The organism is Bradyrhizobium genosp. P, assembly GCF_049949265.1.
GTDB lineage: Bacteria > Pseudomonadota > Alphaproteobacteria > Rhizobiales > Xanthobacteraceae > Bradyrhizobium.
Map to the genome: position 1 here is coordinate 1096388 of NZ_CP188195.1, position 18546 is coordinate 1114933.

Below are 18546 nucleotides of genomic sequence, written 5' to 3' on the forward strand. Positions count from 1 at the left end.
GGCCCAGCATGCTCGTCGGCGTACTCGTCACATTCCTTGTCATTATTCTCGTGCTTTATCTCATCAACATGCTGCCGCTCGACGGCCGCGCCAAGCAGATCGCCCGCCTCGTGGTGATCATCATCGGCATCGTTTCGCTGCTGAAATATCTCGCGGTGTTCTGAGCTGCGGCCAACAAAAAAGCCCCGGCTCGGTGCCGGGGCTTTTGCTTGTCGTCGCGGTTTCGCGGATCAGCCCGCCGCCTTCGCCTCGCGGCGGCGCGCGGTGAGGATGTATTCGGTGTAGCCGTTCGGCTGCGTGCGTCCCTCGAAGACGAGGTCGCAGGCCGCCTTGAACGCCACGCCATCGAACGACGGCGCCATCGGCCGGTAGAGCTGGTCGCCTGCGTTCTGCTTGTCGACGACGACGGCCATCCGCTTCAGCGACTCCATCACCTGGTCGTGGGTGACGACGCCCTGATGCAGCCAGTTCGCCAGATGCTGGCTGGAGATACGCAAGGTGGCGCGGTCTTCCATCAGGCCGACATCGTGGATATCAGGCACCTTGGAGCAGCCGACGCCCTGATCGATCCAGCGCACGACGTAGCCCAGGATGCCCTGGCAGTTGTTGTCGATCTCCTGCTTCACGTCGTCGGGCGCCCAGTTCGACTGCGACACCGGGATGGTGAGGATGTCGGACACCTTGGCGCGCGGCCCGCCCTTGGTCAGCTCCTGCTGCCGTGCCATCACGTTGACCTGATGATAGTGCAGCGCGTGCAGTGTGGCTGCGGTCGGCGACGGCACCCAGGCGGTGGTGGCGCCGGCCTGCGGATGGCCGATCTTCTGTGCCAGCATGTCCGCCATCTTGTCGGGCGCGGCCCACATGCCCTTGCCGATCTGGGCGTGGCCGGGCAGGCCGTCGATCAGGCCCATGTCGACGTTCCAGTCCTCATAGGCCTTGATCCAGGGCTGCGCCTTCATGTCGTTCTTGCGGATCATCGGACCCGCTTCCATCGAGGTGTGGATCTCGTCGCCGGTGCGGTCGAGGAAGCCGGTGTTGATGAACATGATGCGCTTCGAGGCGCGCTGGATGCAGGCCTTGAGGTTGACCGTGGTGCGGCGCTCCTCGTCCATGATGCCGACCTTGATGGTGTTCTCGGCGAGCCCGAGCATCTTCTCGACTTCGGCGAACAGCTCGCAGGTCAGCGTCACCTCGTCGGGGCCGTGCATCTTCGGCTTGACGATGTAGACCGAGCCGGTGCGGCTGTTTTTGAGCTTCGACGAGCCCTTGAGATCGTGGATCGCGAGCAGGCCCGCGACGGCGGCGTCGAGAATGCCTTCCGGAATCTCCTCGCCATTGGCGTCGAGCACCGCGTCGGTGAACATGTGGTGGCCGACATTGCGCATCAGCAGCAGGCTGCGGCCGTGCAGCTTCAGCTCGCCGCCATCAGGTTTCTTGTAGACGCGGTCGGCATTGAGCGCGCGGGTCAGCGTCTTGCCGCCCTTCTCGAAATCGGCGGACAGCGTGCCGTTCATCAGGCCGAGCGTGTTGCGATAGACCAGCACCTTGTCCTCGGCATCGACGGCGGCGACCGAGTCTTCCATGTCGAGGATGGTGGAGACGGCCGATTCCATGACCATGTCGGCGACGCCGGCCGGATCGTCCTTGCCGGTGGTGTGGCTGCGGTTGATCCTGACCTCGACATGCATGCCGTTGTTGACCAGCAGGATCACGGAAGGCTGAGCCGCATCGCCCTGGTAACCGGCGAACTGCGCGGCGTTCTTCAGCGCGGTGGCGTTGCCGCTCTTCAGCTTGGCCGAGAGCTGGCCTGCGATCACGCTATAGGAGGTGACGTCGGTGTGGCTTGCGGTCGCCAGCGGCACGGCGGCATCAAGGAAGGCTTTTGCCTTGGCGATCACCTTGTCGCCACGCGCCTTGTTGTAGCCCTTGCCGGTCTCGCTCGCATCGTGCGGGATCGCGTCGGTGCCGTAGAAGGCGTCATAGAGCGAACCCCAGCGCGCGTTCGCAGCGTTCAGGGCATAGCGGGCGTTGGTGAGCGGCACCACGAGCTGCGGGCCGCAAATCTTGCCGATCTCCTCATCGACATCAGCGGTCTCGACCTTGTGCGTCGCAGGCTCAGGGAGCAGATAGCCGATCTCCTTCAGGAACGCGGTGTAGGCGTTGAGGTCGAAGGCCTTGCCTTTATGAGCGCGATGCCAGTCGTCGATCTTGCCCTGCAGCGTGTCGCGGACGGCGAGCAGCTCGCGATTCTTCGGCCCGAGCCGCTCGACGATGGCGGCCAATCCGGCCCAGAACGCGTCAGGCGCGATTCCGGTCTTGGGCGTCGCCTCCTTGGCGATGAAATCAAACAGGACAGGGGCGATCTTCAATCCGTGGGCATTGACACGAGTCATGGTGGGCTTTCTCAAAAGAACCGGGCGTTTAGAGACTGCCTTCAGAAGAAAAACAGCAAGAAACGCGCCAAAGGGCCGCGTTGACGGTTCTTTTAGCCCTAAAGCCACGGTTCTGAGAAGGCCCCCTTTATCGCCCCGCGCTGCTGTCATGCCCCGCTTCAAGCGGCGCATCCAGTACGCCGCGGCCGTTCGGCTCTCGCGTCGGCGTCTCTGGAATACTGGATCGCCCGGTCAAGCCGGGCGATGACAGCGGAGGAGGCCTCGTTAGATATTCGCCGCGAAGTCGGCCAGGTCGTCGAACAGGATGCCGGTATGGGCCAGCATCCGCTCGATCTCGTCGGCGGCCTCAGTAACCGAACGGTTCGAGGTGTCGATGGTCAGTTCGTTGCCCGTCGGCGGCTGATAGTCGTTGCCGATGCCCGTGAAGCCTTGCAGGGCGCCCGAACGGGCCTTGGCGTAATGGCCCTTGGGGTCGCGCGTCTCGCAGACTTCGGCCGGGGTTGCGACATAGATCTCGCGGAACGCGCTGTCGGCGATGCGGCGTGCAGCGGCACGGTCGGCGGCCGCCGGCGACACCGCGGCAACGATCGCGATGTGGCCGTTGCGCGCCAGATGCGTCGCGACCTCAGCGAGCCGGCGAATGTTCTCGGCCCGGTCCTGTGGCGAGAAGCCGAGATCGCTGTTGAGGCCGGCGCGCAAGGTGTCGCCGTCGAGCAGGATCGGCGAGCCGCCAAGGCTGAACAGCCGTCGCTCCAGCGCGCGCGCCAAGGTCGACTTGCCCGAGCCGGGCAGGCCGGTCAGCCAGATCACCGCGCCGTTGTGGTGATAGCGCGCCGAGCGCTCGTCGGGCCGCAGTGCTGATTCCACCGGCACGATATCGACCGGCACGGCACGCTGGCCGGCATCGACCGACAGCACGAGGCCACCGCCGGCGATGCGGCCGTTGACCTCGATCACGAGACGGCCGGTGCGCGGATTCTCGGTATAGGGATCGGTTGCGACCGGCTGCGCCAGCGAGATGTCGATCTCGCCGACATGGTTGCGCGCGATCGCCGTGGTCTCCTCGTTCGACAGCGCGCCGGGATCGACAGCCTTCTCGATCGCAACCACGCTGCCGCGGGTTTCGCGCGTGCCGAGCCGGATCAGGATCTGGTCGCCCTTCGACAGCGGCTTGTCATGCAGCCAGAAAATCCGCGCGTGAATGCGGCGGGTTTCCCGCGGGCTCTCGCCGACATGGCCGATCACGTCGCCGCGCTCGATGAACAGCTCGCGGTCGAGCGTGATGCCGACCGAGCGCCCCGCGGTCTGCGGACCGTCAACCGGGGTCACGGGCCAGCTCTCGACGGTCTTGATCTTCGCGATCTTGCCGGCCGGCATGATCACGATCTCGTCGCCGGCCTTCAGGCTACCGGACTCGATGCGGCCAGCCACGATGCGGCGGTCGTCGAATTTGTAGATTGCCTGCACCGGCAGGCGCAGTGCGAGCTGCTCCAGCGGCCGCGCCGGCTCCAGCGCATCGAGCGCCTCGACCACGGTCGGACCGGCATACCAACCGATCCGCGGCGTCCGTTCGGCAACGCCGTCGCCGTCACGTGCCGAGATCGGGATCACAGCCGTTGGCTTCACGCCGAGGCCGGTCAGATGCGCCGAGATCTCGTCGCTGATCTCCTTGAACCTGTCAGGGCTGAAGTCGACGCGGTCCATCTTGTTGACGACGACTGCGACCTGCTTCACGCCGAGCAGATGCAGGAGGTAACCGTGCCGCCGGGTCTGGTCGCGCACGCCTTCGAGCGCATCGATGATCAGCACCGCGCCGTCGGCCTGCGAGGCGCCGGTGATCATGTTGCGCAAAAACTCCGCGTGGCCGGGCGCGTCGATCAGCACGACGTCGCGCGAGCCGGTGCGGAAGCGGATCTGCGTGGTGTCGATGGTGATGCCCTGGTCGCGCTCGGTCTGCAGCGCATCGAGCAAGAACGACCACTCGAACGGCATGCCGCGCCGCGCGCTGACTGCCCTCAGCATCTCGAGCTTGCCGTCCGGCAGGCTGCCGGTCTCATGCAACAGCCGGCCGACCAAAGTGGACTTGCCGTGATCGACATGGCCGACGATGACGATACGCACTTGCGGCCGGGTGGTGCCGTTGGGCGTTGCCGAGATCGCGGCGGTGGGAAGGATCATGTTCATCGGAACGCTCGCACGAAGGGGAAAGCCCAGTATTGTCTAGAGATAGCCGGCGACACGCAGCCGCTCGAACGCATCCTCGGTCTCGTGATCGAGCGCGCGGCCGGCCCGCTCCGGAACCTTGGTATCCTCGAGTTCGGTCAGGATCTCGTCGATGTTGGAGGCGGTCGAAGCGACGGGGTTGGTGATGTCCTGATCGCCCAGCGAGCGGTAGCGCTTGCCGTCTTTGGCGAGATACAGTGGGATGATCGGGATGTTCTCGCGCTTGGTGTAGGCCCAGATGTCGGCTTCGGTCCAATGCAGGATCGGGTGGATGCGCAAATGCGCGCCTTGCGGCGGTGAGGCGTTGAAATGATCCCAGAACTCTGGCGGCTGATCGCGGACGTCCCATTCGCCCTCGAGCCCGCGCGGCGAGAACACCCGCTCCTTGGCACGCGTCGCCTCTTCATCGCGGCGGATGCCGGCGATCAATCCGTCAAAGCCGAACTTGTTGAGCGCGAGCTTCAGCCCCTCCGTCTTGCGTGCGGCCGAGCGCGCCGCCGGCGGCAGGGTCGGATCGACGCTGTCGATCGGCGGGCAGGGCTCGACCTTCAGGTCGAGGTCCCATTCCTTGCCGAAGCGCTCGCGAAACGCATACATCTCCGGGAACTTCTTGCCGGTGTCGACATGCAGTGCCGGAAACGGCACGCGGCCGAAGAACGCCTTGCGCGCCAGCCAGATCATCACATTGGAGTCTTTGCCGAGCGACCACAGCAGCGCGAGCTTCTTCAGCCGTGCGAACGCCTCGCGCAAGATATAGATGCTCTGCGCCTCCAACTCGTCGAGGTGATCCATCGACGGGGCGGCCCCGGCCGAAATCGTCGGCACGGAAGCTGCTTTGATCGAGGTTGCGGATCGCAACCCGGCGGCGGCGGATTCCTTGTCGAGAAGATGCATCTATCGGCCTTGGCCTGAGGAGGTGAAAATTCTAAAGTTGCGGCGCAATATAGAAGAAATAATTTTCTCTTTATCGACCTTGATTGAGAGATAAATAGAAAATAATTTCAGTCAACCCCCAAGTTGGGGAAGCGAGTGTCTGATGCGATACCTGCCTGTGTTTCTGGATCTGCAAAGCGGCAAGGTGCTGCTCGTTGGAGCGGGCGACCTCGCGCGCGCCAAGTTGCGGCTGCTCGCGGCCGCGGGTGCGCAGGTCCGCTGGTACGCGACCGATGGCGATCACGATCTCGCCGGTTTCACGGCGGACGAAGCGGCGCGTATCGAGCGTGTCGATGGCGATCCGCTCGCGGCAGATCTCTCTGGCATCATTGCAATTCTCTGCGCGGGCGCGGGTGATATCGGCGTTGCGATGTCGGCGCGTGCGAAGGTGGTCGGTCTGCCCGTCAACGTGATGGACGACCTCGCGCATTCGACCTTCATCATGCCGGCGATCGTCGATCGCGGCGATGTCGTGGTCGCAGTCGGCACCGGCGGCGCGTCGCCGGTCGTGGCGCGGCGCGTCCGCGAGCGCATCGAGGCGGTGCTGCCGGCCCGCATCGGCGATCTCGCCACCTTCATCGGACGTTTCCGTAAATCGATCAATGCCCGCATTGGAGAGTTTCCGCTGCGCCGCCGTTTCTGGGAGCGCATCATTGACGGCCCGATCGGCGCGCTGGTGCTCGCCGGCCGCAAGGACGAGGCCGAGCTGACGCTGAACGCTATTACCGATCCTGCCGCATTCGCCGGCGCGAGTGCGGAAGGAAAAGCTATTGGGCACGTGACGCTGGTCGGCGCCGGTCCGGGCGATCCCGACCTGCTCACCGTGAAGGCGCTGCGCGCGCTGCAGGACGCGGACGTTGTATTCTACGACGAGTTGGTGTCCCCGGAAATTCTCGACCGGATCAGGCGCGATGCCCCGCGCGTTCCGGTCGGCCGCCGCGTCGGCAAGCCCGGCATCGGCCAGGACGCCATCAACAAACTGATGATCGAGGCAGCGCAGTCAGGCCAGCGCGCGGTGCGCTTGAAGGGCGGCGATCCCTTCATCTTCGGCCGCGGCGGCGAGGAGATCGAAGCGCTGCGCGAGGCCGACGTCGCCTATTCCATCATTCCCGGCATCAGCGCGGGGCTCGGGGCCGCCGCGCAATTCGAGGTGCCGCTGACCTATCGGCACGAGGCGCTGCGGATCACCTTCCTCACCGCGCACAAGGCGCGCGATGCCGAAGTCGTGGACTGGTCGGTGCTGACCGACAAGAAGATGACCGTGGTCGTCTATATGGGCATGACCGCCGCGCCATCGATCCGCGACGGCCTGCTCGCGGCGGGCCGTTCGCCGGAGACGCCGGTCGGCGTATTCGCGCGCGTGACGCGGCCGGATGCCAAGGCTGCGGTCGGCACCTTGGCGCGGCTGCCTGAGCTGGTCAGACAGATCGATGGCGGTCCTGCGATTCTCATCATCGGCGACGTGGTCGCGCATTCCGCGCCGTGGAGCCAATCCAATGTCACTCAACTATTCTCCAACCAGATGTTCTCCGAACTGCTGAAGGCTGCCGAATGACCTCTCCGCTCGAACAGAAGAAAATCAGGATTACGGGCCCGTCGGTGGTGACCGCCAATCGCACCTGGGATGGTGCCGTGGTGTACCGGACCGCGCAAAATAGCTGGTCGACCGTATTGCGGGACGCCGCGACGGTCAGCACATCAGATGATGCGCGCGCCTTGCTCGCCGAAAGCGTAGCCGACGATGTCGGCGCGATCGGCGCCTATATCGCGCCGGTTGAAATCAAGGACGGCGGCAAGATCAAGCCCGGCAATCTCCGCGAACAGATCCGTTCCGAGGGCGTCACGATCGACATCCCGGTACCGGCGTAAGGTTCATCCATCATGTATGCATATGACGAACTCGACCGCACGCTCATCAACGAGCGCGTTTCGGAATTCCGCGATCAGGTGAAGCGCCGTCTCTCCGGCGAACTCACCGAGGACGAATTCAAGATCCTGCGGCTGCAGAACGGCGTGTACCTGCAATTGCACGCCTACATGTTCCGCGTCGCGATCCCCTATGGCACGCTGTCGTCGAAGCAACTGCGCCGGCTTGCCCATGTCGCGCGCCGCTATGACCGCGGCTACGGCCACTTCACCACAAGGCAGAACATCCAGTTCAACTGGATCAAGCTCTCCGAGCTGCCGGATGCGCTGGCCGATCTCGCCGATGTCGGCATCCACGCGATGCAGACCTCCGGCAATAACATGCGCAACGTCACCTCGGATCAGTGGGCCGGCGTTGCGCCGGGCGAGGTCGAGGATCCCCGTATCTGGTCCGAGCTGATCCGCCAGCACACCACGCTGCACCCGGAATTCTCGTTCCTGCCGCGCAAGTTCAAGATCGCGATCACCGCCTCCGAGCACGACCGCGCCGCGATCAAGATCCACGACGTCGGGCTGCGCCTGCACAAGAATGCGGACGGTGAGGTCGGTTTTGAGGTGCTGGTTGGCGGCGGACTCGGCCGCACGCCGTTCATCGCCAAGACCATCAAGCCGTACGTAGCAGGCCGCGATATCCTGAGCTATATCGAGGCAATCCTGCGCGTCTATAACCAGTACGGTCGCCGCGACAACATCTACAAGGCCCGCATCAAGATCCTGGTGCACGAGCTCGGCATCGAGAAGTTCGCCAAGGAGGTCGACGAGGAGTGGAAGCTGATGGGCGATGTCGGGCTGACGCTCGATCGTGCCGTCGTCGAGGAAGTCCGCTCGCGGTTCTCCTATCCGGCCTATGAAAAGCTGCCGCACATGCCGGACGAACTGAAGCAGGCCGCGCATGATCCGCTGTTCGAGCGATGGCGCAAGAATTCAGTTTCGGCGCACAAAGTTCAGGGCTATTCGATCGTGACGCTGTCGCTGAAGCCGGTCGGCGGCCCGCCCGGCGACGCGACCGCCGATCAGATGGATGCGGTCGCCGATCTCGCCGACAAATATTCGTTCGGCGAGATCCGCGTCGGCCACGAGCAGAACCTGGCGCTGCCGCACGTCGCCAAACGCGACCTGCCGGTGCTGTTCAAGGCGCTCGACCGCCTCGGCCTTGCGACGCCGAACGTCAATTTGGTCACGGATATCATCGCCTGCCCGGGGCTCGACTACTGCTCGCTGGCCAATGCGCGTTCGATCCCGATCGCGCAGGAGCTGACGCGGCGCTTTGCCAACCATGACACCGCGGGCCTGATCGGCCGTCTCCACATCAACATCTCCGGCTGCATCAACGCCTGCGGCCATCACCATGTCGGCCATATCGGCATTCTCGGCGTCGAGAAGAACGGCGAGGAATTCTACCAGATCACGATCGGCGGCCGCGCCGACGAGAACGCGCAGATGGGCACGCTGATCGGTCCGGCCGTTCCCTATGCGGAAGTCGCCGACGTGACCGAAGACATTGTCGAAGCCTATCTCGCGCTGCGCGACCGTCCCGAGGAATTGTTCGTCGACACGGTGAAGCGTCTGGGCGTCGAGCCTTTCAGGGAGCGGGTCTATGCCACTCGTTAAGCAGGGAAGATTAACCACTGATCTGTTCGTCCACGTTGCCGACGGCGCCGAGCTGCCGGGCGACGGCGCGGTGCTGGTGACATCGGAGCGATTCCTCGCCGACCCGGAGGCGCTGCTGCGCCGTTCCGGCAAGACCGGCGTGATCTGGCCGAACAACCGCAACCTCGACGATCTCGTGCCTTACCTTGATCGTCTGGCCACGGTCGCGCTGGTGTTCCCGACCTTTCGCGATGGCCGTGCCTACAGCCAGGCGCGCTTGCTCCGCGAGCGCCACGGTTATGACGGCGAACTGCGCGCCACCGGCCAGGTGCTGCGTGACCAGTTCGTGTTCATGACGCGCGCCGGTTTCGACGCCTTCGAAGTGAAAAAGGACGCCGACGCTGACGCCTTTGCCGAGACCATGAAGCGCTATTCGGTGTTCTACCAGCCGACTGGCGACGGCCGCGTCACCGCGCTGAACCGCCGCATGCAGCTGCGTCACTCGGAGAGTGCCGGTCAGTGAGCATGCTTGCACCAGAGCTGTCGCCGGCGCCGCTGGGCGCATTGCCGTCTGCGGCGGCACTCGATCGCGCGCTGCACGCGGCGTCGCCTGCTGAAGTGATTGAGACGGCTCTCAAGACGATCGGCCGCGAACGGCTGGCGCTGGTGTCATCGTTCGGCACGGAGTCCGCCGCGCTCCTCAAGGTGATGGCGGATGTCGATCCATCGATTCCCGTGATCTTCCTTGATACCGGCTGGCTGTTCGACGAGACGCTCGCCTATCGGGACACGCTGATCGAGACACTCGGCCTCACCGATGTGCGTTCGATCCAGCCGCTCGACGAAACGCTGTCGCGAGAGGATCCCGACCGCGAGCTGTGGTTCAGCGATCCCGACGCCTGCTGCCGCATCCGGAAGGTCGAGCCATTGGCGAGGGCGCTAAAACCGTTCTCGGCCTGGATCAACGGCCGCAAGCGATTCCAGGGTGCCGCCCGCGCCGACATCCCGGTCGTCGAGGACGACGGCATCAGGCTGAAGTTCAACCCGTTCGCCAACGTGTCGCGCGAAGAGATTGAGGCGATCTACACGCTCGGCGAGCTACCGCCGCATCCACTTGTCGCATCGGGTTATCAGTCGGTCGGGTGTATGCCTTGCAGCAGCCGCGCCGTTTCAGGCGAGGATGCACGCGCCGGCCGCTGGCGGGGCCGGACCAAGACCGAATGCGGCATCCACACGACAAAGACGTCGTAGCGCAGCGAATTCGTAGCACAGCTGCGCTGCGCGGCCGCGAACAATGAAAAGCGGTTTCGTTGACTCAAGACCACTTCACCGCGAGTTATGTCTTGCATATTCCCTGACATTCTCAGGTTGAATGGAGAAAGAAATGGTCCGCCGTATCCTGCCGCTGATCGCGGCACTGTTGTGGGCAAGCTCGGCCTTCGCCGCCGATGTTTCGCTGCTCAACGTGTCCTATGATCCGACGCGCGAGCTCTATGTCGACTTCAACAAGGCGTTCGCCGCGGCCTATCAGAAGGAAACCGGCAAGAGCGTCGAGATCAAGCAGTCGCATGGCGGGTCGGGTTCGCAGGCGCGTTCGGTGATCGACGGCTTGCAGGCCGATGTCGTCACGCTGGCGCTCGCCTATGACATCGATGCGATCGCGGCCAAGGGCTTTCTCCCGGCCGATTGGCAGAAGCGGTTACCGCTCAACGCATCCCCTTACACCTCGACGATCGTGTTCCTGGTGCGCAAGGGCAATCCCAAGGGCATCAAGGACTGGGACGATTTGATTAAACCCGGCGTCAGCGTCATCACGCCGAACCCGAAGACGTCAGGGGGGGCGCGCTGGAATTATTTGGCCGCCTGGGGTTACGCGCAGAAGAAGTATGGCTCGGCCGAGAAGGCGAAGAAGTTCGTCGCCGATCTCTACCAGAACGTGCCGGTGCTCGATACCGGCGCGCGCGGCTCAACCGTGACCTTCGTCGAGCGCGGCGTCGGCGACGTGCTGCTCGCGTGGGAGAACGAAGCCTATCTGGCGCAACGCGAATTCGGCCAGGACAAGTTCGAGATCGTAGCACCGCCGCTGTCGATTCTCGCCGAGCCGCCGGTCGCCGTGGTCGATACGGTTGCCGATAAAAAGGGCACGCGCGCCGTCGCCGAAGCGTATCTGAAATACTGGTACAGCAAGGAAGGCCAGGAAATCGCTGCGCGCAATTCCTATCGGCCGCGCGACCCTGAAATCGCCAAGGAGTATGAAAAATCCTTCGCGAAGGTCGAACTTTTCACCATCGACGACGTTTTCGGCGGTTGGACCAAGGCCCAGAAGGATCACTTCGGCGAAGGCGGCATCTTCGATCAGATCTACAAGAACTGACGTGGTCGCGAGCAGAGTTCAACAGGGGGATTTGTGAGCACAGCGGTCGCACGGCGCAGCACCATGCCGGGGTTTGGTCTCACCATGGGGCTGACCCTGACCTGGCTCTCCGTCATCATCTTGATTCCGCTGGCAGCCCTTTTCCTCAAGACGTTCGAGCTCAGCCTCGATCAGTTCTGGGGCATCGTCACCAGCCGCCGCACGCTGAATGCGTTGAAGATTTCGTTCGGCCTGTCGTTTGCCGCGGCGTGCGTCAATCTGGTGATGGGTACCATCATCGTCTGGGCGCTGGTGCGTTATCGCTTTCCGGGACGGCGGCTGTTCGATGCCATCGTCGACATTCCCTTTGCGTTGCCGACCGCGGTGGCCGGCGTCGCGCTGACACAGTTGTTCGCACAGAAGGGCTGGCTCGGTGCGCCGCTCGCCGAGCTCGGCATCAAGGTCGCGTTCACGCCGATCGGGATCTTCGTCGCGATGGTCTTCATCGGCATTCCCTTTGTCGTGCGAACCGTGCAGCCGGTGCTGATCGACCTCGATCCCGAGATCGAGGAGGCGGCGGCGAGCCTCGGCGCCAACCGCTGGCACACGATTTTCCGCGTCATCCTGCCGAGCCTGATCCCGGCCTTGCTGACCGGCTTTGCGCTCGCCTTTGCGCGGGCTATCGGTGAGTACGGCTCGGTGATCTTCATCGCCGGCAATCTGCCGAATGTTTCGGAGATCGCGCCGCTGTTGATCGTGATCCGACTGTCCGAATTCCGCTATGCCGATGCCACCGCGATCGCGGTCGTGATGTTGTTGGCCTCGTTCCTGATCATCTTCGTGATCAACCGGCTGCAGCGCTGGGCGCAGGCCCGCATTCCCGTGCATTGAGGATGTCAGGGATGTCGATGCAAACGGGATTGGCGACCTCGACCACGGAGTTGCGGACCTACGCGCCGGCAACCGACGTCGGTGTCGCGGCTCCGGCGCCGCGGCTTGAGATCGCGCATGCCCGGCCGAGCACTGCGCTGCGGAATCTGCGCACCGAGCCGGGGCCAATACGGTTCATCATCATCGCGCTGGCGATCACCTTCCTCAGCGTGTTCGTCGTGCTGCCGCTGGTCGTGGTGTTTGCTTCGGCCTTCTCGAAAGGCGTCGGCGCCTATTTCGCGGCGCTGGTCGAGCCGGAGGCGCTCGCCGCCATCAAGCTAACGCTGCTGGTCGCCGCGATCTCGGTCACGCTCAATCTCGTCTTCGGCATCGTCGCGGCCTGGGCGATCTCGAAGTTCGAATTCACCGGCAAGACCTTCCTGATCACGCTGATCGATCTGCCGTTCTCGGTCTCGCCGGTGATCTCGGGCCTCGTCTTCGTGCTGCTGTTCGGTGCGCAGGGCTACTTCGGGCCGTGGCTGCAAGCGCACAACGTCCACCTCCTGTTCGCTGTGCCCGGGCTGGTGCTGGCGACCATCTTCGTCACGTTCCCGTTCGTAGCGCGCGCGCTGATCCCGCTGATGCAGGAGCAAGGCACTCAGGAAGAAGAAGCGGCGATCTCGCTCGGCGCATCCGGCCTGCAGACCTTCTTCCGGGTCACGCTGCCCAACATCAAATGGGGCCTGCTTTACGGTGTGCTGCTCTGCAATGCGCGCGCCATGGGCGAGTTCGGCGCGGTGTCGGTCGTCTCCGGCCACATCCGCGGCGAGACCAACACGATGCCGCTCCTGGTCGAGATTCTCTACAGCGAATATCAGTTCGTATCGTCGTTCGCGATCGCGTCGCTGCTCGCGATGCTGGCGCTGATCACGCTTGTCGTGAAGACCATCCCCGAGCGGCGTCTGGACGAAACCGAGGTGCCCGATGGCGATTGAAGTCAGGAACATCGTAAAGAAGTTCGGCAGCTTTGCCGCGCTCGACAATGTCGACCTCAAGGTCGCCGACGGCGAGCTTCTGGCGCTGCTGGGCCCGTCCGGCTCCGGCAAGACCACGCTGCTGCGGATCATCGCAGGGCTGGACTGGCCTGACACCGGCGAGGTCGCGATCGACGGCGAGAATGCGCTGTCTCGTGGTGCCAGCGAGCGCCAGGTCGGCTTCGTGTTTCAGCATTACGCACTGTTCCGCCACATGACGGTGTTCGAGAACGTCGCCTTCGGCCTGCGCGTGCAGCCGCGGGCGATCCGCAAGGACGAGGCGACGATCCGTGCCCGCGTCAAGGAGCTGCTCGATCTGGTGCAGCTCGACTGGCTTGCGAACCGCTATCCGAGCCAATTGTCCGGCGGCCAGCGTCAGCGCATCGCGCTGGCGCGGGCGCTCGCGATCGAACCGCGCATCCTGCTGCTCGACGAACCGTTCGGCGCGCTCGATGCCAAGGTGCGGAAAGAACTCAGGCAGTGGCTGCGCTCGCTGCACAACGAGATCCACGTCACCTCGATCTTCGTCACCCATGATCAGGAGGAGGCGCTCGAGGTCGCGAACCGGGTGGTGGTGATGGACAAGGGCAAGATCGAGCAGATCGGTACGCCCGGCGAGGTCTACGACAATCCAGCGACCGCCTTCGTGCACGGCTTCATCGGCGAATCCGTCGTGCTCCCGGTCGACGTCAGCGGCGATGCGGTGCGGCTGGACGGCCGCCCCCTGAATATCGCGGCCCATGGCGCGGCATCCGGCGCGGCCAAGCTGTTCGTCCGTCGCCATGACATGGCGATCGGCCCGGCGGGAACCGGTGTGCTGGACGGTGCCATCAGGCATGTCCGCTCGTTCGGCCCGATCCAGCGCGCGGAGGTCACCCTGTCGGGCGGCGAGGGCAGGACCGTGATCGAGATCGATGCCCCTCGCGACCGCGAACTGCAGGCCGGCGAAATCGTCTCCCTGCAACCCCGCCGCTACCGGATCTTTGCCGCCCAGGAGTAGGTGCCTGTCATTCCGGGGCGGTCCGCAGGACCGAACCCGGAATCTCGAGATTCCGGGTTCGATGCTTGTCGCATCGCCTCGGAATGACGGCGTATGGGCGGCCAAATTTCCCTCTCTTCACCATTCAGCCACGGTTGGTATGCAACAACGGCAGGCCAACCTTGGGGATTCTCTCAGTGAAACGGATGACGGTCGCCCTTTTCGGGCTTCTGGTGCTTGCCGGCTGCGCCGCGGACACCAAAATCCCGGAAGAGCCAGCCATGTATCTCAACATGGCTCAGCCTGGCGCCGTCCTTGACGCCCCGGCGGCGGCGATCCTGTTCTCGCAATATCGCCAGAACAATGGGCTTGGCGCCGTGGTGGTGGATCCCGACCTGATGAGGCTCGCCGATCAGCAGTCGCAGGCGATGGCCGCTCGCAACAAGATGGACCACGATGTGAAGGCTCCGCTCGGCAAGCGCCTGGAGGCCGGCGGCTATCCCGCGACGGTGGCGGTCGAAAACATCTCCGCCGGCTATCACACACTGGCCGAAGCATTTTCCGGCTGGCGCGATTCCCCGCCGCACAAAGCCAACATGCTGAAAGGCGGTGTCACAAAAATGGGCATTGCGGCGGCCTATGCTCCAAACAGCAAATACAAGGTGTTCTGGACGCTCATTCTGGCGGCAACCTGATTTCGATAAATTCCGCGTGATCTGACCCCTCATCTCGCTGATTGACGCGGTGCCGAACAGCGGCCACGGTGCGCATCACCTCATTTCCTGACTGAACGGTTTCGAATGGATACCTCGGATTCCGCGCCAGACTCGGCGCCCGCGCAAGCGCAGCGCGTGCTGGTTCTCCAGGGCGGCGGCGCGCTCGGTTCCTACCAGGCCGGTGCCTTTCTGGCGCTTTGTCACGCAGGCTTCGAGCCGGAATGGATCGCCGGTATCTCGATCGGCGCCATCAATGCCGCGATCATCGCTGGCAACGATCCGGACAAGCGCGTGGCTCGCCTGAAGGAATTCTGGGAGATGGCGTCGTCGCCGGTGCCCTGGAATCCGTTGGTCTCCGGCGAGCGCGCCCGCTCGCTCTTCAACGAGACCAGCGCCGCCATCATCGCGACCTTCGGCGTGCCCGGCTTCTTCGCGCCGCGCATCCCGCCGGCGCCGTTGTGGCCGCCCGGCAGCTCGCAATCGCTGAGCTATTACGACACCTCGCCCCTGAAAAAGACGCTGGAGCGTCTGGTCGATTTCGACCGCATCAACGATCTGAAGACGCGCCTGTCGGTCGGCGCGGTCGGCGTCACCACGGGCAATTTCCGCTACTTCGACAATCACGAATTCAAGAAACTCGGCAAGAAAATCGGCCCGGAGCACATCATGGCCTCCGGTGCGCTGCCGCCGGGCTTTCCGTCCGTCGTCATCGAAGGCGAACATTACTGGGACGGCGGCATCGCCTCCAACACGCCGCTCGATTTCGTGCTCGAAGAGGAGACCGACCGCGATCTCCTGATCTTCCAGGTCGACCTGTTCAGCGCGCGAGGACGCTTGCCGGAGACGCTGCTGGAGGCCACCGAGCGCGAAAAGGACATCCGTTTTTCCAGCCGGACCCGGATGAACACCGACAAGAACAAGCAGGTTCACAACGCCCGCATGGCGGTGCGCGACCTGATCAACAAACTGCCGGAGCATCTGAAGGACGATCCGTCGGTCGAGCTCCTGCGCAAGGCCTCGAAGGAGAACACCGTCACGGTGGTGCACCTGATCTACAAGAGCAAGAATTACGAGAGCTCGTCGAAGGATTACGACTTCTCGCATGTCGGAATGGTCGAGCACTGGAGCGCCGGGGTCCGCGACGTGCATTTGTCGATGCGTCACAAAGAATGGCTAGAACGGCCACAGTCCGGGGAAACGATGGTGACTTACGACCTCACGGGGGACGATTCCAATCCCCCCGAAAGCAAATAGGAGCGAAGCAGAATGGGTACGTTGACAGGCAAGACCGCCGTTGTGACCGGCTCGACCAGCGGCATTGGATTGGCGTATGCGCGCACCTTCGCCGGCGCCGGCGCCAATGTCGTCCTCAATGGCATGGGCGTTCCAGCCGACATCGAGAAGGAACGCTCCGGCATCGAGACCGACTTCAAGGTCAAGGCCGCGTATTCTCCGGCCGACATGACCAAGCCGGCCGAGATCGCCGACATGATCGCGCTCGGTGAAAAGACCTTCGGTTCGGTCGACATCCTCGTCAACAATGCCGGCATCCAGTTCGTCTCGCCGATCGAGGAGTTTCCGCCGGAGAAGTGGGAAGCGATCATCGCGATCAATCTGTCGTCCGCCTTCTACGGCATCCGCGCCGCGGTGCCCGGCATGAAGAAGCGCGGCTGGGGCCGTATCATCAACACCGCCTCGGCGCATTCGCTGGTCGCCTCGCCGTTCAAGTCGGCCTATGTCTCGGCCAAGCACGGCATCGCCGGCCTGACCAAGACCGTGGCGCTCGAGCTCGCCCAGTTCAAGATCACCTGCAACTGCATCTCGCCGGGCTATGTCTGGACGCCGCTGGTCGAGCACCAGATTCCGGAGACCATGAAGGCGCGCAACATGACCAAGGAACAGGTCATCAAGGACGTGCTGCTGGCCGCGCAGCCAACCAAGGAGTTCGTGACCTCTGAGCAGGTCGCAGCGCTGGCGCTGTTCCTGTGCGGCGATGACGCCGCGCAGATCACCGGCGCCAACCTCTCAATCGACGGCGGCTGGACCGCGGAGTAACACGGCGGACACAGGTAGCGAAAAGCCGGCCCTGATTGGATCAGGGCCGGCTTTCGTTTTGGATCAATATTATTCACTGATGCGATTGGCTTGCGCCTATCTGCGTTTCCCGAACGCCAGCACGTGCAGGCCGAGGCGCGAGCGCACGACGTAGAACAGCAGGATCGTTTCGAAGGTCAGCGAGATCGAGGTCGAGGCCGCCGCGCCTATGCCGCCGTAGCGCGGCACCAGTGCGATGCAGAGCCCGACATTCATCAGGAAGGATACCGCATATGCCATCGCGCAGATGCGCTGATGGCCGAGCATGTTCAGGAGCCGCTCCACCGGCCCGATCGCCGAGCGCACGACGAGCCCGATCGCCGCGACGAGCATGATGTTGTAGCCGGCGACGAAATGCGGGCCGAACAGCCATAATAGCGGCCTGCCGAATGCCAGCAGAGCGACGGTAGCAAACAGCGACGGCCAGAATGTCCAGCTGATCGCGTGCGCGACATAGGCCGACAGCCGGTCCTTGTCGCCGAGCGCGTTGTATTCGGCGAAGCGATGCGCCGTGGTCGCCGACATCGCGTAATGGATGAAGGATACCAGCGCCAGCGTCTTCACCACGGCAAAGTAGATGCCGACCTCCTCGGAGGAGCGGAATTGCTGTAGCACCAGCACGTCGGTGTAGTTGAGCAGCAGATAGAAGCTCTCGACCAGCATGATCGGCAGAGAGATCGCGAGCCAGCCTCCCACATCATAGGTCTTCTCGCCCGGCCCGACATGGGCGGCGAGGCGTCGGTTCAGCGCGATCATCTGGCCGATCGCCGCGATGTAGACCGCCGCCGCGCTCGCGGCCATCGCAACCGTCGCGCCGAGATTGAGGCTGAGCACCAGCGCACCGGCAGTCAGGGCGATGATCAGCCCCTGGCGCACGATGAATTGCGGCATCAGGCCGAGCTGCATCCAGTCGTGCGCGCGCGCGATGCCGTCCTGCGTGTTGGCGACGACGAAGGGCGGCAACGTCAGGCAGCCGATATAGAGCGGGACAATCGCCTTGGCATCGATCCAGGGTGACAACGCCCGGATCGAGCCCGCGAGCAGCAGCGCGACAATGGTGGACGCTGCAAGCGTCATCCAGCGGCTGCCGGACAGGAAGCCGCGCATCTTAGCGCTGTCGCCGCTGGCGCGGTATTCCGGGATGATCTTCTGCGCGGAGGCGGCAATGCCGAAATCCATGGTGCTGCCGAGCAGCAACACCCAGGTCCAGACATAGACGTAGATGCCGTAGTCCGAGCCGCTCATCCAGCGCGCCAGCAGGATCTGCGCCAGGTAGGCGATGGCGGCACTGATGACGCGGATGATGAAGATGGTGCCGGCAAGCCGCTTTGTGACCGACGCCTCGCTGGTGCCGCCGACCATACGCGCCAGCAGCCCGCGCAGGCGTGCGACCGGGCCCGACGGCACCGTGGTTGTGGATTGGGTTTCCATCACG

The 18546-nt window shown here is 63.9% G+C and carries 17 protein-coding genes; 13 read left to right on the top strand and 4 right to left on the bottom strand.

What is annotated here, in order from left to right; all coding sequences use genetic code 11:
• Window positions 1-8: 8 nt before the first annotated feature.
• Window positions 9-164: a Thivi_2564 family membrane protein gene (locus ACP2YO_RS05300; protein WP_426439719.1), complete on the top strand. Its 156-nt coding sequence runs from the start codon at window positions 9-11 to the stop codon at window positions 162-164.
• A 66-nt stretch (window positions 165-230) separates the two neighbouring features.
• On the opposite strand, the gene ACP2YO_RS05305 is transcribed toward ACP2YO_RS05300, so the two are convergent.
• From ACP2YO_RS05305 to cysD, 3 genes are all read right to left on the bottom strand, one after another.
• The gene (locus tag ACP2YO_RS05305) at window positions 231-2393 is read right to left on the bottom strand and encodes a malate synthase G (RefSeq protein ID WP_426439721.1); all 2163 of its coding nucleotides are present in this window, start codon (window positions 2391-2393) and stop codon (window positions 231-233) included.
• A gap of 264 nt (window positions 2394-2657) precedes the next feature.
• Entirely contained in the window at window positions 2658-4577 is a 1920-nt protein-coding gene (gene cysC, locus ACP2YO_RS05310; RefSeq protein WP_426439723.1) for an adenylyl-sulfate kinase, read from the bottom strand.
• 36 nt (window positions 4578-4613) lie between these two features.
• Window positions 4614-5408 carry a sulfate adenylyltransferase subunit CysD gene (gene cysD / locus ACP2YO_RS05315; protein ID WP_426443071.1) on the bottom strand — a complete coding sequence of 265 codons (795 nt, stop codon included), beginning with the start codon at window positions 5406-5408 and terminating at the stop codon, window positions 4614-4616.
• A 244-nt stretch (window positions 5409-5652) separates the two neighbouring features.
• Between cysD and cysG the strand changes: the two genes are divergently transcribed.
• The 12 genes from cysG (at window position 5653) to ACP2YO_RS05375 (ending at window position 17072) form a co-directional block, all read left to right on the top strand.
• On the top strand, window positions 5653-7104 hold the full coding sequence (gene cysG / locus ACP2YO_RS05320; protein WP_426439725.1) for a siroheme synthase CysG: 1452 nt from the start codon (window positions 5653-5655) through the stop codon (window positions 7102-7104).
• Window positions 7101-7418 carry a DUF2849 domain-containing protein gene (locus ACP2YO_RS05325; RefSeq protein WP_426439727.1) on the top strand — a complete coding sequence of 106 codons (318 nt, stop codon included), beginning with the start codon at window positions 7101-7103 and terminating at the stop codon, window positions 7416-7418. Before cysG ends, ACP2YO_RS05325 begins: the two co-directional genes overlap by 4 nt.
• Before the next feature lie 12 nt (window positions 7419-7430).
• Window positions 7431-9086, top strand: coding sequence for a nitrite/sulfite reductase (locus tag ACP2YO_RS05330; protein ID WP_426439729.1), 1656 nt, complete (start codon window positions 7431-7433; stop codon window positions 9084-9086).
• On the top strand, window positions 9073-9588 hold the full coding sequence (locus tag ACP2YO_RS05335; RefSeq protein ID WP_426439731.1) for a DUF934 domain-containing protein: 516 nt from the start codon (window positions 9073-9075) through the stop codon (window positions 9586-9588). The genes ACP2YO_RS05330 and ACP2YO_RS05335 overlap by 14 nt, the downstream gene beginning before the upstream one ends.
• Window positions 9589-9590: 2 nt before the next feature.
• Complete coding sequence (locus ACP2YO_RS05340) at window positions 9591-10316, top strand: phosphoadenylyl-sulfate reductase (RefSeq protein ID WP_426443072.1); 726 nt, start codon at window positions 9591-9593, stop codon at window positions 10314-10316.
• A gap of 133 nt (window positions 10317-10449) precedes the next feature.
• Complete coding sequence (locus tag ACP2YO_RS05345) at window positions 10450-11439, top strand: sulfate ABC transporter substrate-binding protein (protein ID WP_426439733.1); 990 nt, start codon at window positions 10450-10452, stop codon at window positions 11437-11439.
• A 63-nt stretch (window positions 11440-11502) separates the two neighbouring features.
• Window positions 11503-12309 (top strand): sulfate ABC transporter permease subunit CysT, encoded by an 807-nt coding sequence (gene cysT, locus ACP2YO_RS05350; protein ID WP_426443073.1) that lies wholly within the window; start codon window positions 11503-11505, stop codon window positions 12307-12309.
• A gap of 11 nt (window positions 12310-12320) precedes the next feature.
• Complete coding sequence (cysW, locus tag ACP2YO_RS05355; protein WP_426439735.1) at window positions 12321-13283, top strand: sulfate ABC transporter permease subunit CysW; 963 nt, start codon at window positions 12321-12323, stop codon at window positions 13281-13283.
• On the top strand, window positions 13273-14322 hold the full coding sequence (locus ACP2YO_RS05360; RefSeq protein WP_426439737.1) for a sulfate/molybdate ABC transporter ATP-binding protein: 1050 nt from the start codon (window positions 13273-13275) through the stop codon (window positions 14320-14322). Before cysW ends, ACP2YO_RS05360 begins: the two co-directional genes overlap by 11 nt.
• A 185-nt stretch (window positions 14323-14507) precedes the next feature.
• Entirely contained in the window at window positions 14508-14996 is a 489-nt protein-coding gene (locus tag ACP2YO_RS05365) for a CAP domain-containing protein (protein WP_426443074.1), read from the top strand.
• A 105-nt stretch (window positions 14997-15101) separates the two neighbouring features.
• The gene (locus tag ACP2YO_RS05370; RefSeq protein ID WP_426439739.1) at window positions 15102-16271 is read left to right on the top strand and encodes a DUF3734 domain-containing protein; all 1170 of its coding nucleotides are present in this window, start codon (window positions 15102-15104) and stop codon (window positions 16269-16271) included.
• A 12-nt stretch (window positions 16272-16283) separates the two neighbouring features.
• A complete protein-coding gene (locus ACP2YO_RS05375) occupies window positions 16284-17072 on the top strand; it encodes a 3-hydroxybutyrate dehydrogenase (protein ID WP_426439741.1) in 789 nt (262 codons plus the stop codon).
• A 96-nt stretch (window positions 17073-17168) separates the two neighbouring features.
• Here the strand turns inward: ACP2YO_RS05375 and ACP2YO_RS05380 are convergent, their stop codons facing one another.
• The gene (locus ACP2YO_RS05380) at window positions 17169-18542 is read right to left on the bottom strand and encodes a lipopolysaccharide biosynthesis protein (protein WP_426443075.1); all 1374 of its coding nucleotides are present in this window, start codon (window positions 18540-18542) and stop codon (window positions 17169-17171) included.
• Window positions 18543-18546: the final 4 nt, after the last annotated feature.

Excerpts from the sequence above, each read along its gene's own strand:
- ACP2YO_RS05300 (WP_426439719.1), top strand. The coding sequence starts at position 9 with ATGCTCGTCGGCGTACTCGTCACATTCCTTGTCATTATTCTCGTGCTT.
- ACP2YO_RS05305 (WP_426439721.1), bottom strand. The coding sequence starts at position 2,393 with ATGACTCGTGTCAATGCCCACGGATTGAAGATCGCCCCTGTCCTGTTT.
- cysC (WP_426439723.1), bottom strand. The coding sequence starts at position 4,577 with ATGAACATGATCCTTCCCACCGCCGCGATCTCGGCAACGCCCAACGGC.
- cysD (WP_426443071.1), bottom strand. The coding sequence starts at position 5,408 with ATGGATCACCTCGACGAGTTGGAGGCGCAGAGCATCTATATCTTGCGC.
- cysG (WP_426439725.1), top strand. The coding sequence starts at position 5,653 with ATGCGATACCTGCCTGTGTTTCTGGATCTGCAAAGCGGCAAGGTGCTG.
- ACP2YO_RS05325 (WP_426439727.1), top strand. The coding sequence starts at position 7,101 with ATGACCTCTCCGCTCGAACAGAAGAAAATCAGGATTACGGGCCCGTCG.
- ACP2YO_RS05330 (WP_426439729.1), top strand. The coding sequence starts at position 7,431 with ATGTATGCATATGACGAACTCGACCGCACGCTCATCAACGAGCGCGTT.
- ACP2YO_RS05335 (WP_426439731.1), top strand. The coding sequence starts at position 9,073 with ATGCCACTCGTTAAGCAGGGAAGATTAACCACTGATCTGTTCGTCCAC.
- ACP2YO_RS05340 (WP_426443072.1), top strand. The coding sequence starts at position 9,591 with ATGCTTGCACCAGAGCTGTCGCCGGCGCCGCTGGGCGCATTGCCGTCT.
- ACP2YO_RS05345 (WP_426439733.1), top strand. The coding sequence starts at position 10,450 with ATGGTCCGCCGTATCCTGCCGCTGATCGCGGCACTGTTGTGGGCAAGC.
- cysT (WP_426443073.1), top strand. The coding sequence starts at position 11,503 with ATGCCGGGGTTTGGTCTCACCATGGGGCTGACCCTGACCTGGCTCTCC.
- cysW (WP_426439735.1), top strand. The coding sequence starts at position 12,321 with ATGTCGATGCAAACGGGATTGGCGACCTCGACCACGGAGTTGCGGACC.
- ACP2YO_RS05360 (WP_426439737.1), top strand. The coding sequence starts at position 13,273 with ATGGCGATTGAAGTCAGGAACATCGTAAAGAAGTTCGGCAGCTTTGCC.
- ACP2YO_RS05365 (WP_426443074.1), top strand. The coding sequence starts at position 14,508 with ATGACGGTCGCCCTTTTCGGGCTTCTGGTGCTTGCCGGCTGCGCCGCG.
- ACP2YO_RS05370 (WP_426439739.1), top strand. The coding sequence starts at position 15,102 with ATGGATACCTCGGATTCCGCGCCAGACTCGGCGCCCGCGCAAGCGCAG.
- ACP2YO_RS05375 (WP_426439741.1), top strand. The coding sequence starts at position 16,284 with ATGGGTACGTTGACAGGCAAGACCGCCGTTGTGACCGGCTCGACCAGC.
- ACP2YO_RS05380 (WP_426443075.1), bottom strand. The coding sequence starts at position 18,542 with ATGGAAACCCAATCCACAACCACGGTGCCGTCGGGCCCGGTCGCACGC.